The 16,378-nt window shown below is 63.4% G+C and carries 12 protein-coding genes and 1 pseudogene; 7 read left to right on the forward strand and 6 right to left on the reverse strand.

Annotated features, from left to right (window positions below; all coding sequences use genetic code 11):
• Nucleotides 1–214 (forward strand): annotated as a pseudogene (locus tag HY836_RS04480) (cell division protein FtsA); the annotation flags it as partial.
• A gap of 58 nt (nucleotides 215–272) precedes the next feature.
• Entirely contained in the window at nucleotides 273–1,535 is a 1,263-nt protein-coding gene (gene ftsZ, locus HY836_RS04485; protein WP_290673973.1) for a cell division protein FtsZ, read from the forward strand.
• Between the two features lie 140 nt (nucleotides 1,536–1,675).
• On the opposite strand, the gene HY836_RS04490 is transcribed toward ftsZ, so the two are convergent.
• Nucleotides 1,676–3,463, reverse strand: coding sequence for a long-chain-acyl-CoA synthetase (locus HY836_RS04490; protein WP_290673975.1), 1,788 nt, complete (start codon nucleotides 3,461–3,463; stop codon nucleotides 1,676–1,678).
• Nucleotides 3,464–3,540: 77 nt separating this feature from the next.
• The gene (locus HY836_RS04495; protein WP_290673977.1) at nucleotides 3,541–4,764 is read right to left on the reverse strand and encodes a multifunctional CCA addition/repair protein; all 1,224 of its coding nucleotides are present in this window, start codon (nucleotides 4,762–4,764) and stop codon (nucleotides 3,541–3,543) included.
• Nucleotides 4,765–4,902: 138 nt separating this feature from the next.
• On the opposite strand from HY836_RS04495, the gene HY836_RS04500 reads away from it, so the two are divergent.
• Nucleotides 4,903–5,328 carry a PEP-CTERM sorting domain-containing protein gene (locus HY836_RS04500; protein WP_290673979.1) on the forward strand — a complete coding sequence of 142 codons (426 nt, stop codon included), beginning with the start codon at nucleotides 4,903–4,905 and terminating at the stop codon, nucleotides 5,326–5,328.
• A gap of 17 nt (nucleotides 5,329–5,345) precedes the next feature.
• Here the strand turns inward: HY836_RS04500 and rsmA are convergent, their stop codons facing one another.
• Genes rsmA through HY836_RS04515 form a run of 3 tightly spaced genes read right to left on the reverse strand, consistent with a single transcriptional unit; the run spans nucleotide 5,346 to nucleotide 10,159 of the window.
• Complete coding sequence (gene rsmA, locus HY836_RS04505; RefSeq protein WP_290673981.1) at nucleotides 5,346–6,185, reverse strand: 16S rRNA (adenine(1518)-N(6)/adenine(1519)-N(6))-dimethyltransferase RsmA; 840 nt, start codon at nucleotides 6,183–6,185, stop codon at nucleotides 5,346–5,348.
• Complete coding sequence (locus HY836_RS04510; protein WP_290673983.1) at nucleotides 6,175–7,596, reverse strand: peptidylprolyl isomerase; 1,422 nt, start codon at nucleotides 7,594–7,596, stop codon at nucleotides 6,175–6,177. Before HY836_RS04510 ends, rsmA begins: the two co-directional genes overlap by 11 nt.
• Nucleotides 7,589–10,159: an LPS-assembly protein LptD gene (locus HY836_RS04515; protein ID WP_290673985.1), complete on the reverse strand. Its 2,571-nt coding sequence runs from the start codon at nucleotides 10,157–10,159 to the stop codon at nucleotides 7,589–7,591. Before HY836_RS04515 ends, HY836_RS04510 begins: the two co-directional genes overlap by 8 nt.
• A gap of 143 nt (nucleotides 10,160–10,302) precedes the next feature.
• Here HY836_RS04515 and HY836_RS04520 point away from each other — a divergent pair, with 143 nt between their 5' ends.
• The 3 genes from HY836_RS04520 to HY836_RS04530 all read left to right on the forward strand — a co-directional run bounded on the left by HY836_RS04520 (nucleotide 10,303) and on the right by HY836_RS04530 (nucleotide 13,848).
• Nucleotides 10,303–11,421: a phosphotransferase gene (locus HY836_RS04520; RefSeq protein WP_290673987.1), complete on the forward strand. Its 1,119-nt coding sequence runs from the start codon at nucleotides 10,303–10,305 to the stop codon at nucleotides 11,419–11,421.
• Between the two features lie 69 nt (nucleotides 11,422–11,490).
• Nucleotides 11,491–13,080 carry a DEAD/DEAH box helicase gene (locus tag HY836_RS04525; RefSeq protein ID WP_290673989.1) on the forward strand — a complete coding sequence of 530 codons (1,590 nt, stop codon included), beginning with the start codon at nucleotides 11,491–11,493 and terminating at the stop codon, nucleotides 13,078–13,080.
• Between the two features lie 150 nt (nucleotides 13,081–13,230).
• Nucleotides 13,231–13,848, forward strand: coding sequence for a PEP-CTERM sorting domain-containing protein (locus HY836_RS04530; protein WP_290673991.1), 618 nt, complete (start codon nucleotides 13,231–13,233; stop codon nucleotides 13,846–13,848).
• A gap of 35 nt (nucleotides 13,849–13,883) precedes the next feature.
• Here the strand turns inward: HY836_RS04530 and HY836_RS04535 are convergent, their stop codons facing one another.
• Nucleotides 13,884–14,873, reverse strand: a complete 990-nt coding sequence (locus tag HY836_RS04535) for an AraC family transcriptional regulator (RefSeq protein ID WP_290673993.1) — start codon at nucleotides 14,871–14,873, stop codon at nucleotides 13,884–13,886.
• 209 nt (nucleotides 14,874–15,082) lie between these two features.
• Between HY836_RS04535 and HY836_RS04540 the strand changes: the two genes are divergently transcribed.
• The gene (locus HY836_RS04540; protein ID WP_290673995.1) at nucleotides 15,083–16,276 is read left to right on the forward strand and encodes an alkane 1-monooxygenase; all 1,194 of its coding nucleotides are present in this window, start codon (nucleotides 15,083–15,085) and stop codon (nucleotides 16,274–16,276) included.
• The last annotated feature ends 102 nt before the right edge of the window (nucleotides 16,277–16,378 follow it).

Here is a 16,378-nt window from a genome sequence, read left to right on the forward strand (position 1 = left end):
CGAAGACATCTTCTTGAAGCCTGTGCGCAAGGGCACGCCCTTGTACTCAGGCGCACTGCACGACATGGTGGCCAGCCCTCGCTCGGCCACCGTCATGGGCTTGCTCGAAGAGGCAAGACTCGCGCGCATGCGCGGGATGAAGGCGGCACAACAAGCCGGGTCTGTTCAGACCTTGTTTGGTCGTGTACGCGATTGGTTCGTCGGCAATTTTTAAGCGCCGAACTTGGGTACGATTTCAATTGGCAACTGCTTGATTAAAAAAGAGGTACGACATGGCAATCGAGATGATCGACAACTTCGATATGGGCACACAGATCAAGGTGATCGGTGTGGGGGGCGGCGGCGGTAACGCTGTCGAGCACATGATCTCGCAAGGCGTGCAAGGCGTGCAGTTCATCTGCGCCAACACCGACTCGCAAGCTCTGCTGCGCTCCAGCGCCGAGATGCAACTGCAACTGGGCAACTCCGGCCTGGGCGCTGGTGCGAAACCTGAAGCCGGCAAGGCCGCGGCTGAAGAAGCCACCGACCAGATCCGTGCAGCCCTGGATGGCGCCCACATGGTGTTCATCACCGCGGGCATGGGTGGTGGTACCGGTACCGGTGCGGCTCCCGTGATCGCCCGTGTGGCCAAGGAGATGGGCATCCTGACCGTGGGTGTGGTGACCAAGCCTTTCGAATTCGAAGGCAACCGCCGCATGAAGCAGGCCGACACCGGCCTGAACGAACTCGAAGCCAATGTCGATTCGCTGATCGTCGTGCTCAACGAGAAGCTGCTGGAAGTGCTGGGTGACGACGTCACGCAGGAAGAAGCATTCGGCAAGGCCAACGACGTGCTGAAGAACGCCGTCGGCGGCATCTCCGACATCATCCACATTCCCGGCCTGGTGAACGTCGACTTTGAAGACGTCAAGACCGTGATGAGCGAGCCCGGCAAGGCCATGATGGGCACCGCTACCGCTGGTGGCCCTGACCGTGCCACCAAGGCTGCTGAAGCCGCTGTGGCCTGCCCGCTGCTGGAAGGCATCGACCTGTCCGGCGCACGTGGCGTGCTGGTGCTGATCGCTGCAGGCAAGTCCAGCTTCAAGCTGAGCGAGTCGCGCAATGCCATGAACACCATCCGTCGCTATGCTGCTGAAGATGCGCACGTCATCTACGGCACGGCTTACGACGAAAGCCTGGGTGACGCCCTGCGCGTGACCGTGATCGCCACTGGCCTGTGCGGCTCCAAGCGCCAGCAAGCCCCGATGACCGTGGTCCACAGCGCGCCACAGACGCAAGTCTTCCAGCGCACCGGTACCGACAACATCCCCGTGCTGACGCAGCCTATCGGCCACGCAGGTCACGCCCAAGGTCTGGCCGGCGGCCTGGCTGGCATGGGCCACGCCAGCGCTGGCGGCAACGACTTCAGCGGCCTGAACACGCCCAGCGTGTGGCGCAGTGGTCGCACGCAAGCGGCAGCCAAGGTGGACGCCCTAGCCAGCAACGGCATGGATGAAATCGAGATCCCGGCTTTCCTGCGCAAGCAGGCTGACTGATAGCCAGACGCTGACCTGATCAGTCAGCGCGTACCGTTGCCAAGTCTTTTTCCCCTCGCGCCTGATGGTGCGGGGGGCTTTTGGCCTTTTCGGCTTTGCCGGCAACGCTGCAGACAAATAACAGCAATCAGGTTGAAGGATCAGGCGCGCTTGGCCACAGGGTGGGCGCGCTGCATCAGTTCGTAACCGTTGTCGCCCAGGGCATACAGGTCGTCTTCGACCTTGTCCACATCAAAGCCTTCGCGCTTGAGTTCCACCTTGCGGTGTTTGAACGTCGCGGTGACTTCGTGTTCTTCGCGCACGCGGATGAACAGGGGCACGGCGTATTTGGGCAAGGCCTTGTTCAAGGCGGCCGCCAGCGCCACGCCATCGATGTGGCCCTTGCTGTCATCCCAGCGGATGGCGGCCATGCCGGCGCGGCCATCGGCCCCAGGCACTTCCACGCCATACACCACGGCTTCTTCAATGCCGTCGATCGTGCCTAGCGCGGCTTCGACTTCGGTCGTGGCCACGTTCTCACCCTTCCAGCGGAAGGTGTCGCCCACGCGGTCCACAAAGCCGATGTGGCCGAAGCCCATGTCGCGGATCAGGTCGCCGGTGTTGAACCAGGCGTCACCCTTCTTGAACACGTTGCGGAAAACCTTGGCTTCGGTGGCCTTGCTGTCGGTGTAGCCGTCCAACGGGGCCTTGTCGGTGATCTCGGTCAGCAGCAGGCCGCTCTCGCCCTTGGCCACCTTGCGCATGGTGCCGTCAGCTTGACGGATGGGCGTCTCGTTCTCGACATCAAACGCCACGATGGCGTAGGGCAGGGGGCAATAGCCCGCGGTGCCCTGGAAGTTGAAGGCGTTGACGAAGGCCAGGTTGCACTCGCTGGCCGTGTAGAACTCGGCAATGTGCGGGATGTTGAAGCGCTTCTGGAAGGTGTCCCAGATGTCAGGGCGCAGGCCGTTGCCGATGATGGTGCGCACGCTGTGTTGCTGATCCGTGGCCTTGGCTGGCTGGTTGAGCAGGTAGCGGCACAGCTCGCCGATGTAGCAGAACGCCGTGGCCTTGTTGGCGCGGATCTCATCCCAGAAGCGCGTGGCACTGAACTTGCGGCCCAAGGCCATGCAGGCACCGGCACCAATGACCGAGCTCCACGACACCGTCAAGGCGTTGTTGTGGTACATGGGCAGCGGGCAGTACAGCACGTCGTCGGACTTCAGGCGCATGCCGAGCTGGCCCAGGCCGGCCATGCAGCGGTGCCAGCGGTAGTGCGTCATCACCGAGGCTTTGGGCATGCCCGTCGTGCCCGAGGTGAAGATGTGGAAGCAGGGCTGGCGCAGCTTGATCTGTGCAGTCTGCGGCGGGTTGCTGGTCTCGGCCTTGAGCGCGCGGCGACGCAGGCTGTCGGTGCCTACAGGGCCGGCGGAGGCGCCTTCAAACCACCATTGCGGGCAGAGTTCTGCACGCAACGCTGGCTCGATGCTGTCAAAGGCCTCGACGCATTCTTCGCCAAAGATCACCACGCGAGGCTTGGTGATGCGCAGGCTGTGTGCCAGCGGCTCGCCGCGTTGCTGGTTGTTGAGCAAGGTGGCGATGGCGCCCAGCTTGACGATACCCAGCACACAGGCCATCAGCTCGGCGCGGTTTTCCATCAGCACGCCCACCGAATCGCCTTGGCGGATGCCGGCCGCTTCCAGGCTGTGGGCAATCTGGTTGGCCCAGGCGTTGAATTGCGCGTAGGTCCAAGTGCGGCCTTCGAAGACCAGCGCAGGCGCGTCAGGTTGCTTGGCGGCCAGTTCGGCATAGCGCAGCCCCAGCGACCCGATCTGATCCGGCTTGAGCGTGACAAGGTTCCACAAGCCCTTGACCACGCTGGGCAGAGCAGGGGCGGTACGCAGGACACCGCCTGTCCATTGGAAAAAATTGATCGTTTGACTGGCCATCCGGGCAGTCTAGTGCGCAGGGCCTGTTTATGGGAATGGCCGACTGAACATCTCACGACAGCAAGGAAGCGATCGCGTCAAAATCCCCCACAAACCAATGCCTCGCATCGGGCTTGGGCGATGGCTTTGCCGATGGCTTCCCCCTTCATGCCATGTTGCTGCGCTGCAGCAGAAACATCGGCGGTTTTGACTGCCAGGACCAGATCCAGCGCCTGGTTGAGGCGCGCGGCCTGAGGGTAGGGCTCCTCATCCTTGCCGAGCCGGCCGCGGGCGTCGCACTCACAGGCCAGCATGATCTCTCGGAAGCGTTGCGGCTTGCGAATGGCGTCGCAGCGTTCCAGCAGGCGCAGCACGGCGGCCGCGTTGAGCTCGCCGCTGCGGTGCACGTTGCCGTGCTCGCGCGCGACCACATCGGCCAGTTCCCGGCATTCGACCGGCACGCGCAGGCGTTCGTTGACCTGCTTGAGCAACTGCGCGCTGCGGCCCTCATGGCCCAGATGGCGAGGCAGGATGTCGGGCGGCGTGGTGCCTTTGCCCAGGTCGTGGCCGAGGCAGGCATAGCGCACGGCCAGGGAAGCCTTCAAGCGTGCACTCATGTCCATCACCATCATCAGGTGCACGCCGGTGTCGATCTCGGGGTGGTAGTCAGCACGTTGCGCCACGCCCCACAGGCGGTCCACTTCCGGCAGCAGCCGTGCCAAGGCACCGCAGTTGCGCAGGATGTCGAACATGCGCGAGGGTTTGTCTTCCATCATGCCGCGCGCCAGTTCCTGCCACACGCGTTCGGGCACGAGATGATCCACTTCTCCGTTGTGCACCATCTGGCGCATCAGGGCCATGGTCTCGTCGGCGACGGTGAAGTCGTGGAAGCGGGCGGCGAACCGGGCCAGCCGGAGGATGCGCACCGGGTCTTCTGCAAAGGCGGGTGAGACATGGCGCAGCACGCGGGCTTGCAGATCAGCCTGGCCGCCATAGGGGTCAATGACCAGCCCGGCCTCATCCTGGGCCATGGCATTGATCGTCAGGTCTCGCCGCGCCAGGTCTTCTTCGAGCGTGACGTCCGGGGAGGCATGGACGTGGAAGCCGTGGTAGCCGTGTCCGCTCTTGCGCTCCGTGCGCGCCAGGGCGTATTCCTCTTTGGTGTCCGGATGCAGGAAAACCGGAAAGTCCTTGCCGACCGGCATGAAACCTTGCGCGGCCATGGCTTCGGGCGTCGTGCCCACGACCACCCAATCGCGGTCGCCGCAGGGGCGGCCCAGCAGCCTGTCGCGCACAGCACCGCCAACAAGGTAGGTTTTCATGCTGTGAGTTTAGTGAGCTTTGTGGTGCGTTTTGTCACGTCAGGGCCAGGATGACGAGCAGTCATGGTGCAAAAAGCAAGGGTAAACGCTGGTACGTAATCTGCATGACATCTCGCGTGGTCCTTTTTGGAGAGTGTCATGAAACGTACAGCAGTGTTGATGGGCATGGCCCTGGCGGTGGCTGCAACAGGTGCCAAAGCCGAGGATGTGGATGGCAGCTTCGTCAGTTCGACGCCAACGTACCTGACGGGCTTTGCGTCCGATGCAGGTCTGTTGACAGGCTCGGTGATGTCGTCTTTTACCGGCAAGGCTGGCTACGATATCTTTCAGGTGCTGGTCGATGGCAACAGCGTGCCGGATCTCCTGCCAGGCTACAACGACTATTACGCGTTTTCCGCGCCCGTGCTGGCCGGCTTCCATACCATTGCGGTGTTCGGCAAGTCGTACGGTGGCAGTTTCGTGGGCAGCTACAGCGTTACCACGGTACCGGAGCCTGAATCGCTGGCACTGGCATTAGCGGGTGTCGGTATCGTGGCGAGTGTGAGCCGCCGGCGCATGCGTTGAGAGGCGCCGATGTGGGCTCAGTCGCTGCTGGCGGACTTCAAGGCTGCCAGCGCGACGAACTCGCTGACGGGCACTTCCTCGGCGCGGCGCTGCAGATCGAAATCGGTCTGCAGGCCGTGCTCGTCGATCCAGGCGCCCAGTGTGTTGCGCAGGATCTTGCGACGCTGCGAGAAGGCCAGGGCCACCATGCTTTCCAGCACGGCCGGGTCAACCTTGGGCGGCTCAGCCAAGGGCACCATGCGCACCACGGCCGAGTCCACCTTGGGGGGCGGGTCGAACGATTCGGGCGGCACATCCACGACGCATTCCATGTCGTAACGCCACTGGAGCATCACGCTCAGGCGCCCGAAATCCTTGCTGCCGGGTGAGGCCACCATGCGGTCCACCACTTCCTTTTGCAGCATGAAGTGCTGATCTTCCACTTGCGATGCCCAAGGCAGCAGGTGAAAGAGGATGGGGCTGGAGATGTTGTAGGGCAGGTTGCCGATCACGCGCAGCTTCTGGCCGCGCTCCTGCGCAATCTGGCCGAAGTCCACCTTGAGGACATCGGATTCGATGACCGTCAGTTCGGGTCGCTTGCGCAGACGGGCTGCCAGGTCGCGGTCCAGTTCCACCACAGTCAGGTGTTCGCAACGCTCGACGACCGGGTTGGTCAGGGCGCCCAGGCCGGGGCCGATTTCAACCAGCGCCTGACCCGGCTTGGGCGAAATGGCGCGCACGATCTCGTCGATGACGCCCAGGTCCACCAGGAAGTTCTGACCAAAACGCTTGCGGGCGATGTGACCACCGCCGCCTTGCACCGGGCGCTTGCCGCCGGGGCGATGTGTCGGCTTGGACGACGGGCGATCAGGGCGCATCGCGCATCTCGATGTAAGCGGCGGCGCGCAGTTCGCGGGCCCATTCTTCATAGGTGGGCTCGAAACGGCGTTCGCGCAGCACCGAACGAGCGGCTTCGCGTTGCTGTTGCTCGGTCAGCTTCACTTCGCGGCGTTCGATCAGCTGGATCAGGTGCACGCCAAAGCGGCTCACAACGGGTTCGGAGATCTGACCGGGTTGCAGCGCCGTCAGTGCTTTTTCGAACTCTGGCACGAACTGACCGGGGGCGGCCCAGCCCAGGTCTCCGCCACGCGCGCCGCTGCCGTCTTCAGAGTGCTGCCTCGCCATCTGGGCAAAGCTGGTCTGACCGCCGACGATCTGCTTGCGGATGTCGTTCATGCGATCGATCTGTTCGCGGGCAGCTTGTTGCGGGTTCGTGCGCAGCAGGATGTGGCGGGCACGCTGTTGCGTGTAAGTGGCTTGAGCACTGTTTTCTCGCTCGACGAGCTTGATGATGTGAAAGCCCGCGTTGGAGCGCACCAGGGGTGCCACTTGCCCGACCTTGAGCTTGGTTGCGGCAGTGACAAACAGCTCCGGCAGTCGGCTCACGGGACGCAGGCCCAGCGTCCCGCCCTGGTCTTTGGTGTTCGTGTCAGCCGAGTTATCCTTGGCCAGCTGGGAGAAGTTGGCGCCCTGCGCGGCGCGCTCCTGGATGGCCTGGGCCTTGGATTGCAGGGCCGCCAGCTGAACCTGCGTGGCTTTTTCTGGCACGGCAATCAGGATGTGGGCCACGTTGAGGGCGACCTCTGCCTGGCCGGTGGGGTCATCCTTCATGAAGGTGGTCAGTTCTTCTTCCGTGATCTGGATGCGGCCGTTGACTTCGCGCTCGCGCAAGCGTTGCAGCAGCAGCTGTTCGCGCAGGCTGTTGCGGTAGCGCTGGAAGTCCAGGCCATCGGCCTGCATGCGTTTGCGCAGGTCTTCCAACGACATCTGGTTTTGTGCCGCGATGTTCTCGATGGAGGCGTCAATCTCCTGTTCGGAGATGTCCATGCCGATGTTCCTGGCGTGGTTGAGTTGCACCTTTTCATCAATCAGGGCGTCCAGCACCTGTTGGCGCAGCGCTTCCGGCGGCGGTAGACGCGAGCCGGCCGGTGCGGTATCGGTGATGCGGGCCACGCGCTTGTCAACGTCCGTGTGCGTGACGGGTTCCTGGTTGACCACGGCGAGGATGTAGTCCGTCGTGGTCTGCATGCCTTCGATCTTGAGTTCGGTGCTCAGGCTGCGGTTGCCCGGAATGCGCGGCGTTACCGCTGGCGAGGCCTTGAACTGAGCCCAGGCAGGTGCGACGGTGCCAACCAGCAGACTCAGGCAAATGCCGTGCACCAGCGCGCTCAATGACTTGCTGCGTGCCGGGCGGGATGGGCTGCGGGTTGAAATGGTGTGATCAATCATCTGTCGTGAAGGGCGAAGAACCGGTTGAGGCCGTCGTGGCGCTGTCATCGTGCAGCAGTCGATAGCCGGGGATATTGTCCCTCAAGGTGCGCAAGGGGTTGGAGCCCAGGCTGATGCGAGACAGTCCGGCGAGTTCCAGCTGGAACATCAGGCGGGTGGAGGCTTGTGAGCGGCCCACGGATACGCGTTCGGCCACCACGCGACCAATCCAGCAGCCCGCGTCATATTCGAAGCCGATGAGCGAGTCGGTCAGGCGGCTGTCGCGCAGGCTGTAGCTCATGCGACCCACGCTGTACCAGGTGCCGCCACAGGCGCTGCCGCTGCGGGGGCGTCGGCCCGTGAGGTTGAGCGGATCGTTCAGCGCTTCGTCACGGACCTGCGCCGTGGAGGAGGGCACCGGGCCTGCCAGGGGCCATTGCCAGCCCAGATCAAGCTGTTCGCTGGCCTGGCGGGTGTAGCGGTAGGCGGCCCCGATGGTGCGCCAGGGGCCCGGGGAGTAGCGCACCCCCATCAGGCCGCGCGACATGGCGTGGTTCTGGGCGTTGAACTGCGCCGAGCCATCGAGGGTCCAGTTGGGAATCACGGAGGTCGAGCCCAGCAGCAGCAAGTCGGACAGGCGCTGCGTGATCGGCTCAGGGCCATCCGGGTTGATGCGCTGGTCGGCCAGCAAGAGCTTTTGCACCAGACCCAGTCGCAGGGCCTCGACACCGGTGGCATCGTCCAGCAAGCGAGATGTCACGCCCACCGTGACCTGGTTGGCGTCGGAGATGCGGTCCACGCCGGTGTAGGCGTTTTCGCTGTAGATCGCATACTGGTTGAAGTCGCGTGGGGCGCTGTCAAACAGGGGCAGGAAGCCCTGGTCCTTGTACGGCGTGCGCACGTACTGGATACGGGGTTCGAGAGTCTGGGTCAGGTTGCGACTGAACGCGCGCAGCGGACGCTCCATGACCAGGCCGGTATCCAGGCTGAACGTGGGCAGGATGCGCGTTGCACTGCGGCTCGCGTTCGGCAAGTCCTGGTCCATGTTGTAGCTGGTGCCGTTGAGGCTCACGCGAGGCGTCAGGCTCAGGCCCCCCAGGTTGAAGTTCTGGCCGATCTGGCCGACGGCATGCAGACGGTTGCCTTGTGGTTTGATGGGGTCCGGGTTGGTGAAGCGGTTGAATTCACCCTGCATGGTCCAGGTCAGGCCGGTGTCGTTGCCGCTGCGGCTGCGCACGCCCACTTGCGGTTCGCGACGATAGGGCGTGCTGATGTTGCTGAGCGTGGGGTCGGCCAACGGGTCCAGGTCGCGCAGCGTCTGCCAGGTTTGCACGCCACCATACAAGGTGGTCTGGCTGTCGCCCAGGCCCCAGTTGCGCGAGTTCAGTTGCCGCTCGACGTTGGCGTGGCTGTCGTACAGGCGGGGCGTCAGCGTGGGCAGGCCGTGCGGGAAGTCCTTCCAGTAGTCGTCGTCCGAAACGCGCAGCCAGCGCAGTTCGTAATGGGTCTGAGACAGCGCATTGCCGTCGTTGAGGTTGCCCTTGTGAGCGAAATCCAGCAGCCCGCGTGAGCGCATGGCCACGCGGTCATCGGGCAAGCCGGCCAGCCGCAGGACGCCTTCATCGCGCGGTGCCAGGTAGCGGTACTCGGCATCCAGGCCTGCACCGCGGCGCACCGACAGCGTCGGTGCCAGGGTCATGTCCTTGTCTGGCGCGATGTTCCAGTAGTAGGGCGCAGACAGCTCGAAACCGCTCTTGCTGTCGAAGTCAAAACTGGGTGGCAACCATCCGGACTTGCGTGCGTCATTGAGCGGGAAGGTCAATGTCGGGGATGCCAGGATGGGCACACCCTTGAACCAGATCACGGCGTTGTCGGCTGTGCCCTCGTTGGCATCGAAGTCCAGATGGACGCTGCGGGTCTTGAGCGACCAGTCAGGCTCGCCCGGCGTGCCGTCGGGCAGGTCATCGGGGGTGCAACTGCTGTAGGTGGTCTTGCTGGCGCGCAGGCGATTGGATCCCAGAAACTCGACCCGCTCAGCCTGCCCGCCGGCTTGGGTGCGCGCAAACCAGAAGTGCGGTCGGATGAACTCGCCTTCCAGTGTGTCGAGCTTGAGCATCAACTCCGGGCCGCTGAAGATGTTGCTGTTGCGGGTGATCACGACATGACCCAGGGCCCTGGCGGTGTTGTCTGCCTGGGTGTGGGTCAATTCATCTGCACGCACGGTCAGCCCCCCCTGGCGAAGGCGAACGGAACCCGTTGCACGGGTGCGGGCGTCGGCTTCGCCTTCCAGATGGTCGGCCTCGAAGTAAAGCGGCAGCTTCCCGTTGTGCTCCTGGCCTTGCGGTGCAGGCAAGGAAAAGCTCAGGCGCAGTGGCGGTGTGGCGGCCGTCGGGTTGCCATTGCTGGAACCTTGCGTCGCAGCCAACAAGGCGCCATCCGCCTGTGCAGCATCAGGCCAGGCCATCTGCACGGTCAGCAGGCCAGCCGCCAGGGCAATGGGGGTCCAGCGCAGGCGCAAGGCGGCCTTGGCTGAGTGCTTGTGCTTCGATGAGCTGGGGCGGGCCTGTGTGGTGGTCACGGTCACGGGAGTTGCGCGTCGGTGTCGCAGTGTGGGGCTGCGGCATGGGCCTTCAATCACAGTGAGCCGGCCTTGCCTAGAATCGGTGCATTATTTCATGTTGCCCGCCTGTTGCCGGCTGGCAGGCATTTTTCTGGATTGCCCCACTCATGACCAACGTGTCGACCACCGCTTCCAACGATATCCACTGGGCCGATTCGGCCCGACAGCAGGCGTTTGCGGCCTGGCTGGCTGCCGTGGCGCCCGCACATGGCCTCCAGCCCGAGACGGTACGCTCGGCCAGTGCCGATGCCAGCTTCCGCCGCTATTTCCGGGTTGACGCCGTTCAAGGAGGTGCCAAGGGCAGTTTCATCATCATGGACGCGCCGCCCGACAAGGAGGACTGCCGCCCCTTCGTGGCCGTGGACCGTCTGCTGGATGCCGGCGGTGTCAACGTGCCCCACATCCTGGCCTGGGATGAGCCCCAGGGCTTCATGCTCCTGAGCGACCTGGGCGAACACACTTTCCTGTCCACGCTGGAGGCCACGGATTACGAGCACGCCCCGGCCTCGGCCAACCGCGCCCGCTACCTGGCCGCCATCGACGAGCTGGTGCGACTGCAGGGCGTGGCGCAGGGCGAAGGCGCCCAGGCCGTGCCGCCCTACGATGACGCGCTGCTGCAGCGCGAGCTGGATCTGTTCCCCGAGTGGTACTTCAGCAAGCTGCGCGGGCAGGTTCTGACCCCGCAGCAGCAAACCCAGCTCACGCAGGTTTTCGCCCTGATCAAGGCTCAGGTCCTGAGTCAGCCCACCGTGCTGGTGCACCGCGATTACCACTCGCGCAACCTCATGGCCGATCCAGCCGATCCCAAGGCTCGCCCTGGGGTGATCGATTTTCAGGATGCGGTGTGGGGCCCGGCCTCCTACGATCTGGTGTCCCTGCTTCGCGACGCCTACGTGATCTGGGACGAGGACATCCAGCTCGATTACGCCGTGCGTTACTGGGAAAAGGCCCGCAAGGCCGGCCTGCCGCTGTCGTCGGATTTCGGCGAGTTCTGGCGCGATGTCGAGTGGATGGGGCTGCAGCGCCACCTGAAAGTGCTGGGCATCTTCGCCCGCCTGGCCCTGCGCGATGGCAAAAAGCAGTATCTGGACGACATTCCCCGCGTCTGGACCTACGCCCACCGCGTGGCCTCCCGTTACCAGGGCCTGGGCCCGCTGGCACACCTGCTGGAGCAGGCCGAGGCGGCTCACGGCGGCACCCAGACCCAGGTCGGCTACACCTTCTGAAAATGGCCCCTCATTTGCGGCGAATTAAATTGCGCAAAAATGCAGCAACAGGCGGATAATGCGCAACCGATGAATTCGAATACCTCTCCTGCGACCCTCCCAGAAGGTGCGGTCGCCGCCCAGCCCGTTACGCTCGTTACGCCCGCCACTCCCGTGGAGGCTGCGCCCGAAGCAGACGCCGCACCAGCCCGTTTTGACACCCTGCCGCTGGACCCCAAGCTGCTGAGTGCCATCGACTACCCGACGATGTCGCCGATCCAGGCCAAGGCCATCCCACTGGTGCTGGCAGGCCGCGACGTCATGGGCGCTGCGCAAACCGGCACAGGCAAGACGGCTGCTTTCTCGATTCCGCTGCTTCAGCGCATGATGAAGCACGAGAACCCCAGCGTGTCGCCCGCGCGTCACCCGGTGCGCGCGATCGTGCTGGCTCCCACGCGTGAGCTGGCCGTGCAAGTGGCCGCCAACATCAAGAAATACGCCAGCAAGTCCAACTTGCGCTCGGCCGTGGTGTTTGGCGGCATGAACATGAAAGAGCAGACGCTGGAGCTCAAGGCTGGTGTCGAGGTGCTGATTGCCACCCCAGGCCGCCTGCTCGATCACATCGAAGCCAAGAACTGCAACCTGTCTCAAGTCGAGTACGTGGTGCTGGACGAAGCCGACCGCATGCTGGACATCGGCTTCCTGCCTGATCTGCAGCGCATCCTGAGCTACCTGCCCAAGCAACGCCAGACGCTGCTGTTCTCAGCCACGTTCTCGCCCGAGATCAAGAAGCTGGCGCAAAGCTACCTGCAAGACCCGATCCTGGTCGAAGTGGCCCGCCCCAATCAGACGGCCACCAATGTCGAGCAGCGTTTCTACAAGGTGGACGACGACAACAAGCGTTACGTGATTCGCCAGATCCTGCGCGACCGCGGCATCACGCAAAGCATCGTCTTCGTGAACTCCAAGCTGGGCGCGGCCCGCTTGGCGCGCACGTTCGAGCGTGATGGCCTGCGCACCACGGCCCTGCACGGCGACAAGTCGCAAGAAGAGCGCTTGAAAGCCCTGGAAGCCTTCAAGAAGGGCGAGGTTGACCTGCTCGTGGCCACCGACGTGGCAGCACGTGGCATCGACATTGCCGCCCTGCCGGCCGTGTTCAACTTCGACATCCCCTTCAATGCCGAAGACTATGTGCACCGCATTGGCCGTACCGGTCGTGCAGGCGCCAGTGGTCTGGCCGTGTCGCTGGTGACGGGCTCTGATGCCCGCCTGATGGCCGACATCGAAAAGCTGATCAAGAAGAAGATCGACGTCGAGCCCTTCGAGCTCGAAAGTGACCGTCGTGGTGGTGATCGCGGCGAGCGAGGTGACCGTGGCAGCTACCGCCGCGAGCGCCCGGAAGGTGGTGAGCGTGCCGAGGGTTCATTCGGTTCAGCGCCTTCGCGCGAGGCTCGCGAGCCGCGTGAGTCGGCCCGCTCGATGCGCCCGGCACCGCGCCGTCAGCCAAGCGACCCCTTCTTCGACAAGCCTTACGAGCCAGATCCCTCAGCCGATCCCGTCTGGGAAGACAAGGCTGCTGCGGCAACGCCGGCCAGCGGCGCGACAGGTTTGTCGCGCTTCATCAAGCCCAAGCGCAAGGTAGCAGCCTTGCTGGGTGGCAGCGGCACCACGCGCCGCTGAGAGAGGGCATGCCGCCCCCTGTTCTGGGGGCGGCATATCCCTCAAAAGATGACCGATGACACTAACCATGCTTCGGTGATCATGGTAATTTTCTCTAGTCGTTTAACGGCAGCCTTGCGGGCTGCCTTTTTATTACCATCGGGAGTTTCCATGCGTCCATTGCATACATTGCGTACCTTCGTTGCGGCTGCCGCCTTGACTGCTGCCTTGCCTGCAACCAGTTTTGCTGCAACCACCACCATCGACTTCGAAGGTACCAGCGCGCCTTGCTGCTTTGTGGACACGTCGCCCCTGAGCAATGCCTATGCAGGCCTCGGCGTGACCTTCAGCGGCGTCGGTGGCACGGGTGGCTCCATCCTGAACCAGAGCGGCAACTTTGGCTTCGACGCCCACAGTGGCACCGATTTCCTGGCGTTCAACACGGGCGTCAACGGCATTTCGGGTGTGGAAGACATCACTTTCAGCACCTTGCAGTCTGCTGTGTCCATCTGGGCAGCCAACAGCAACGGCGGCACCATCGCACTGACGGCCTATGACGTGACCGGCGCCGAGATGGCAACGGCCACCATCAGTGCTTCCGCCGCCTGGCAGCAATTGTCGGTGAGCGGCGTTGGCATTGCCAGCGTGCGGCTGACCCCGCAGATTGGCGTGTACGCTGTGGATGACTTGAGCTTCACGGGTGCCGTGCCCGAACCCGAAGCCTATGCCATGGTGTTCGGTGGTCTGGCTGTGCTGGGCCTGGCGCTCCGCCGTCGCAAGACAGCCTGAGTCGACGGGTTTCGCTTCAGCATCAAGCCGCAGCCTCAGGCTGCGGCTTTTTCATTGGGGGAATCGTTTTCACCTGGGCCATGGCCAGGTCGTGAGGCGTTCGCACTCATGCGTTGTTGCCGCCAAGCAGAGGGCGATGCACCGTACTCGCGCTTGAACGCCTGGCTGAACGCAGCCTCCGACGCATAACCCACCTGATCGGCAATCTTGCTGATCGATAAACCCGAATTGGCCAGTTGGCGCGCGGCCAGGCGCATGCGATGGCGCGTCAGATAAGTCAGGGGTGGTTCGCCCAAAGTCTGGCTGAAGCGGTCGGCAAACGCCGAGCGTGACAGGCAGGCCTGTTGTGCCAGTTCAGGCACCGTCCAGTTGCGACGCGGGTCGCGGTGCATATTGGCCAGCGCGTTCGACAAGGCGCGGTCCTTGAGGGCGGCCAGCCAGTTGCCTGAGCCTTCCGGCACGGCTTCGACATAGTCGCGGATGCATTCCATGAAGAGGATGTCACCCAACCGGTTGATGATGGCTTGCTGGGCCGGGCGGGGTGAGGACACCTCGTGCGCCAGGAACTGCAGGCCGATGGCCAGCCACACGGGCGGCGCCTCGCCCAGGCCGCGCACATGCAGGGTGCTGGGCAGTGCCGCGATCAAGGGGGCAGCCATGTCCACATCGAAACGTGCGTGGCCACTGATCAGGTCGCATTTGGGCTCGCCCTGGCCGCCGTGCCGCTGGGGCTCCAGTTCGGATTTCGCCATGAAGGGCACCAGATCCTGGGCCACGGCCATGGTTTGAGGCTTGTCCTGGATGCGGTGCATGCAGCCTGCGGGCAGTACGATCAAGTCGCCGGCCTGAAGCAACAAGGGCTCTTCGCCTTCGCGGATCAGCCAAGCCTGGCCATTGGTAACCATGTGGAAGGCAGCCAGACCTGGCGTCGACAGATGCCACGCCCAAGGCGTGGAATTGTGCGTGGACGCGAACACCACACCATCAAAGTGCATGTCGTCCAAAATCAGGCTGAGACTATCCATATTGGCTCAGGATGCCATGAATGGCCGGAAAGTACGCATGCCGAAAATCCGGGTTTGTGGTGTCAAACGCCGGGATTGTGTGAACTTTGATAAACCTCGGGTTTTTCCTGATTTGATGCCGGCGTATCGCGATGGCTGGACGGACTTTTGCCCCTTCCTGATCTAGATCAAATTGATGACACTGGCATCACTTGAAGGAGATTGAAGCGATGTCCAACGCCAGTGTCAGCACGGCCCCCGCACAGAAGTGGGCCGACCCCAAACGATTCCTGTGGTTGCTCGGCCCCGCCGTACCCGCCATCGGGATCGCCATGTTGTACGTGTTCATGCAGACCCAGGCCGTGTGGACACTGTGGTTTGTCGTTGGTCTGGTGCACGTGATTCTGCCCATGCTCGACTGGCTCTTCGGTGAAGACGCCGAAAACCCGCCTGACAGCGCCCTGCAAGGACTGGAAAGCGACCGTTACTACAGCTGGGTGCTGTACGCCTTCGTGCCCCTGCAACTGGTCGTGACCGTCTTTGGCGCCTGGCTGGCGGTGACATCCGATCTGCCCTGGTATCACGTGGTGGGCCTGGCCTTGAGCGTGGGCATGGTCAATGGCATCGCCATCAACACCTCGCACGAGCTGGGGCACAAGAAGGACAAGCTGGACCGCTGGCTGGCGCGCATCTCGCTGGCGCCCACGTTCTACGGTCACTTCTACGTCGAGCACAACCGTGGTCACCACAAGAACGTGGCCACGCCGGAAGATCCTGCCAGCTCGCGCTTTGGCGAGTCGTTCTGGGCCTTCCTGCCCCGCACCGTGATTGGCAGCGTGCGTTCGGCCTGGCATCTGGAGAGCGAGCGTCTGGCTCGTCTGGGCAAGGGCGTGTGGAGCACCGATAACGAGAACCTGCAGTCCTGGGGCATGTCGGTGCTGCTGTTTGCCGCCGTGATTGCCGTGCTGGGCTGGGCCGCGCTGCCTTTCCTGTTCATCCAGGCCATCTACGGCTTCCACCTGCTGGAAGTGGTGAACTACCTGGAGCACTACGGTCTGTGCCGGCAGAAGAAGGCCGATGGCCGCTACGAGCGTTGCGAACCCGAGCACTCGTGGAACAGCAACCACATGGTGACCAACCTCTTCCTGTATCACCTGCAGCGCCACAGTGATCACCACGCCAACCCGACCCGCAAGTACCAGGCCCTGCGCCACTTCGAGAACAGCCCTCAGCTGCCCTCTGGTTACGCCGGCATGATCACCCTGGCTTACTTCCCGCCCATCTGGTATGCCGTCATGAACAAGCGCGTGCTGGCCCACTACCAGGGCGACATGAGCCGCATCAACTGGTATGCACCACGCCGCGAAGCCCTGATGAAGCGCTACGCCGACGATGCCCGCCAGCTGGCTGCCCAAAAGGCTTGATTAAGAGGCCTGATGAGCGGGGTGATGAGCCCGACCTGATTCAAGGGCCTGACCAGCAGGCCGATATCGAGATCTGACCGGCGCCCACGCCGGCTACCGAGG

The organism is Aquabacterium sp. (genome assembly GCF_016234775.1).
GTDB lineage: Bacteria > Pseudomonadota > Gammaproteobacteria > Burkholderiales > Burkholderiaceae_C > Aquabacterium.

Coding starts and splice junctions, on each gene's coding strand:
- ftsZ (WP_290673973.1), top strand. CDS start 273: ATGGCAATCGAGATGATCGACAACTTCGATATGGGCACACAGATCAAG.
- HY836_RS04490 (WP_290673975.1), bottom strand. CDS start 3,463: ATGGCCAGTCAAACGATCAATTTTTTCCAATGGACAGGCGGTGTCCTG.
- HY836_RS04495 (WP_290673977.1), bottom strand. CDS start 4,764: ATGAAAACCTACCTTGTTGGCGGTGCTGTGCGCGACAGGCTGCTGGGC.
- HY836_RS04500 (WP_290673979.1), top strand. CDS start 4,903: ATGAAACGTACAGCAGTGTTGATGGGCATGGCCCTGGCGGTGGCTGCA.
- rsmA (WP_290673981.1), bottom strand. CDS start 6,185: ATGCGCCCTGATCGCCCGTCGTCCAAGCCGACACATCGCCCCGGCGGC.
- HY836_RS04510 (WP_290673983.1), bottom strand. CDS start 7,596: ATGATTGATCACACCATTTCAACCCGCAGCCCATCCCGCCCGGCACGC.
- HY836_RS04520 (WP_290673987.1), top strand. CDS start 10,303: ATGACCAACGTGTCGACCACCGCTTCCAACGATATCCACTGGGCCGAT.
- HY836_RS04525 (WP_290673989.1), top strand. CDS start 11,491: ATGAATTCGAATACCTCTCCTGCGACCCTCCCAGAAGGTGCGGTCGCC.
- HY836_RS04530 (WP_290673991.1), top strand. CDS start 13,231: ATGCGTCCATTGCATACATTGCGTACCTTCGTTGCGGCTGCCGCCTTG.
- HY836_RS04535 (WP_290673993.1), bottom strand. CDS start 14,873: ATGGATAGTCTCAGCCTGATTTTGGACGACATGCACTTTGATGGTGTG.
- HY836_RS04540 (WP_290673995.1), top strand. CDS start 15,083: ATGTCCAACGCCAGTGTCAGCACGGCCCCCGCACAGAAGTGGGCCGAC.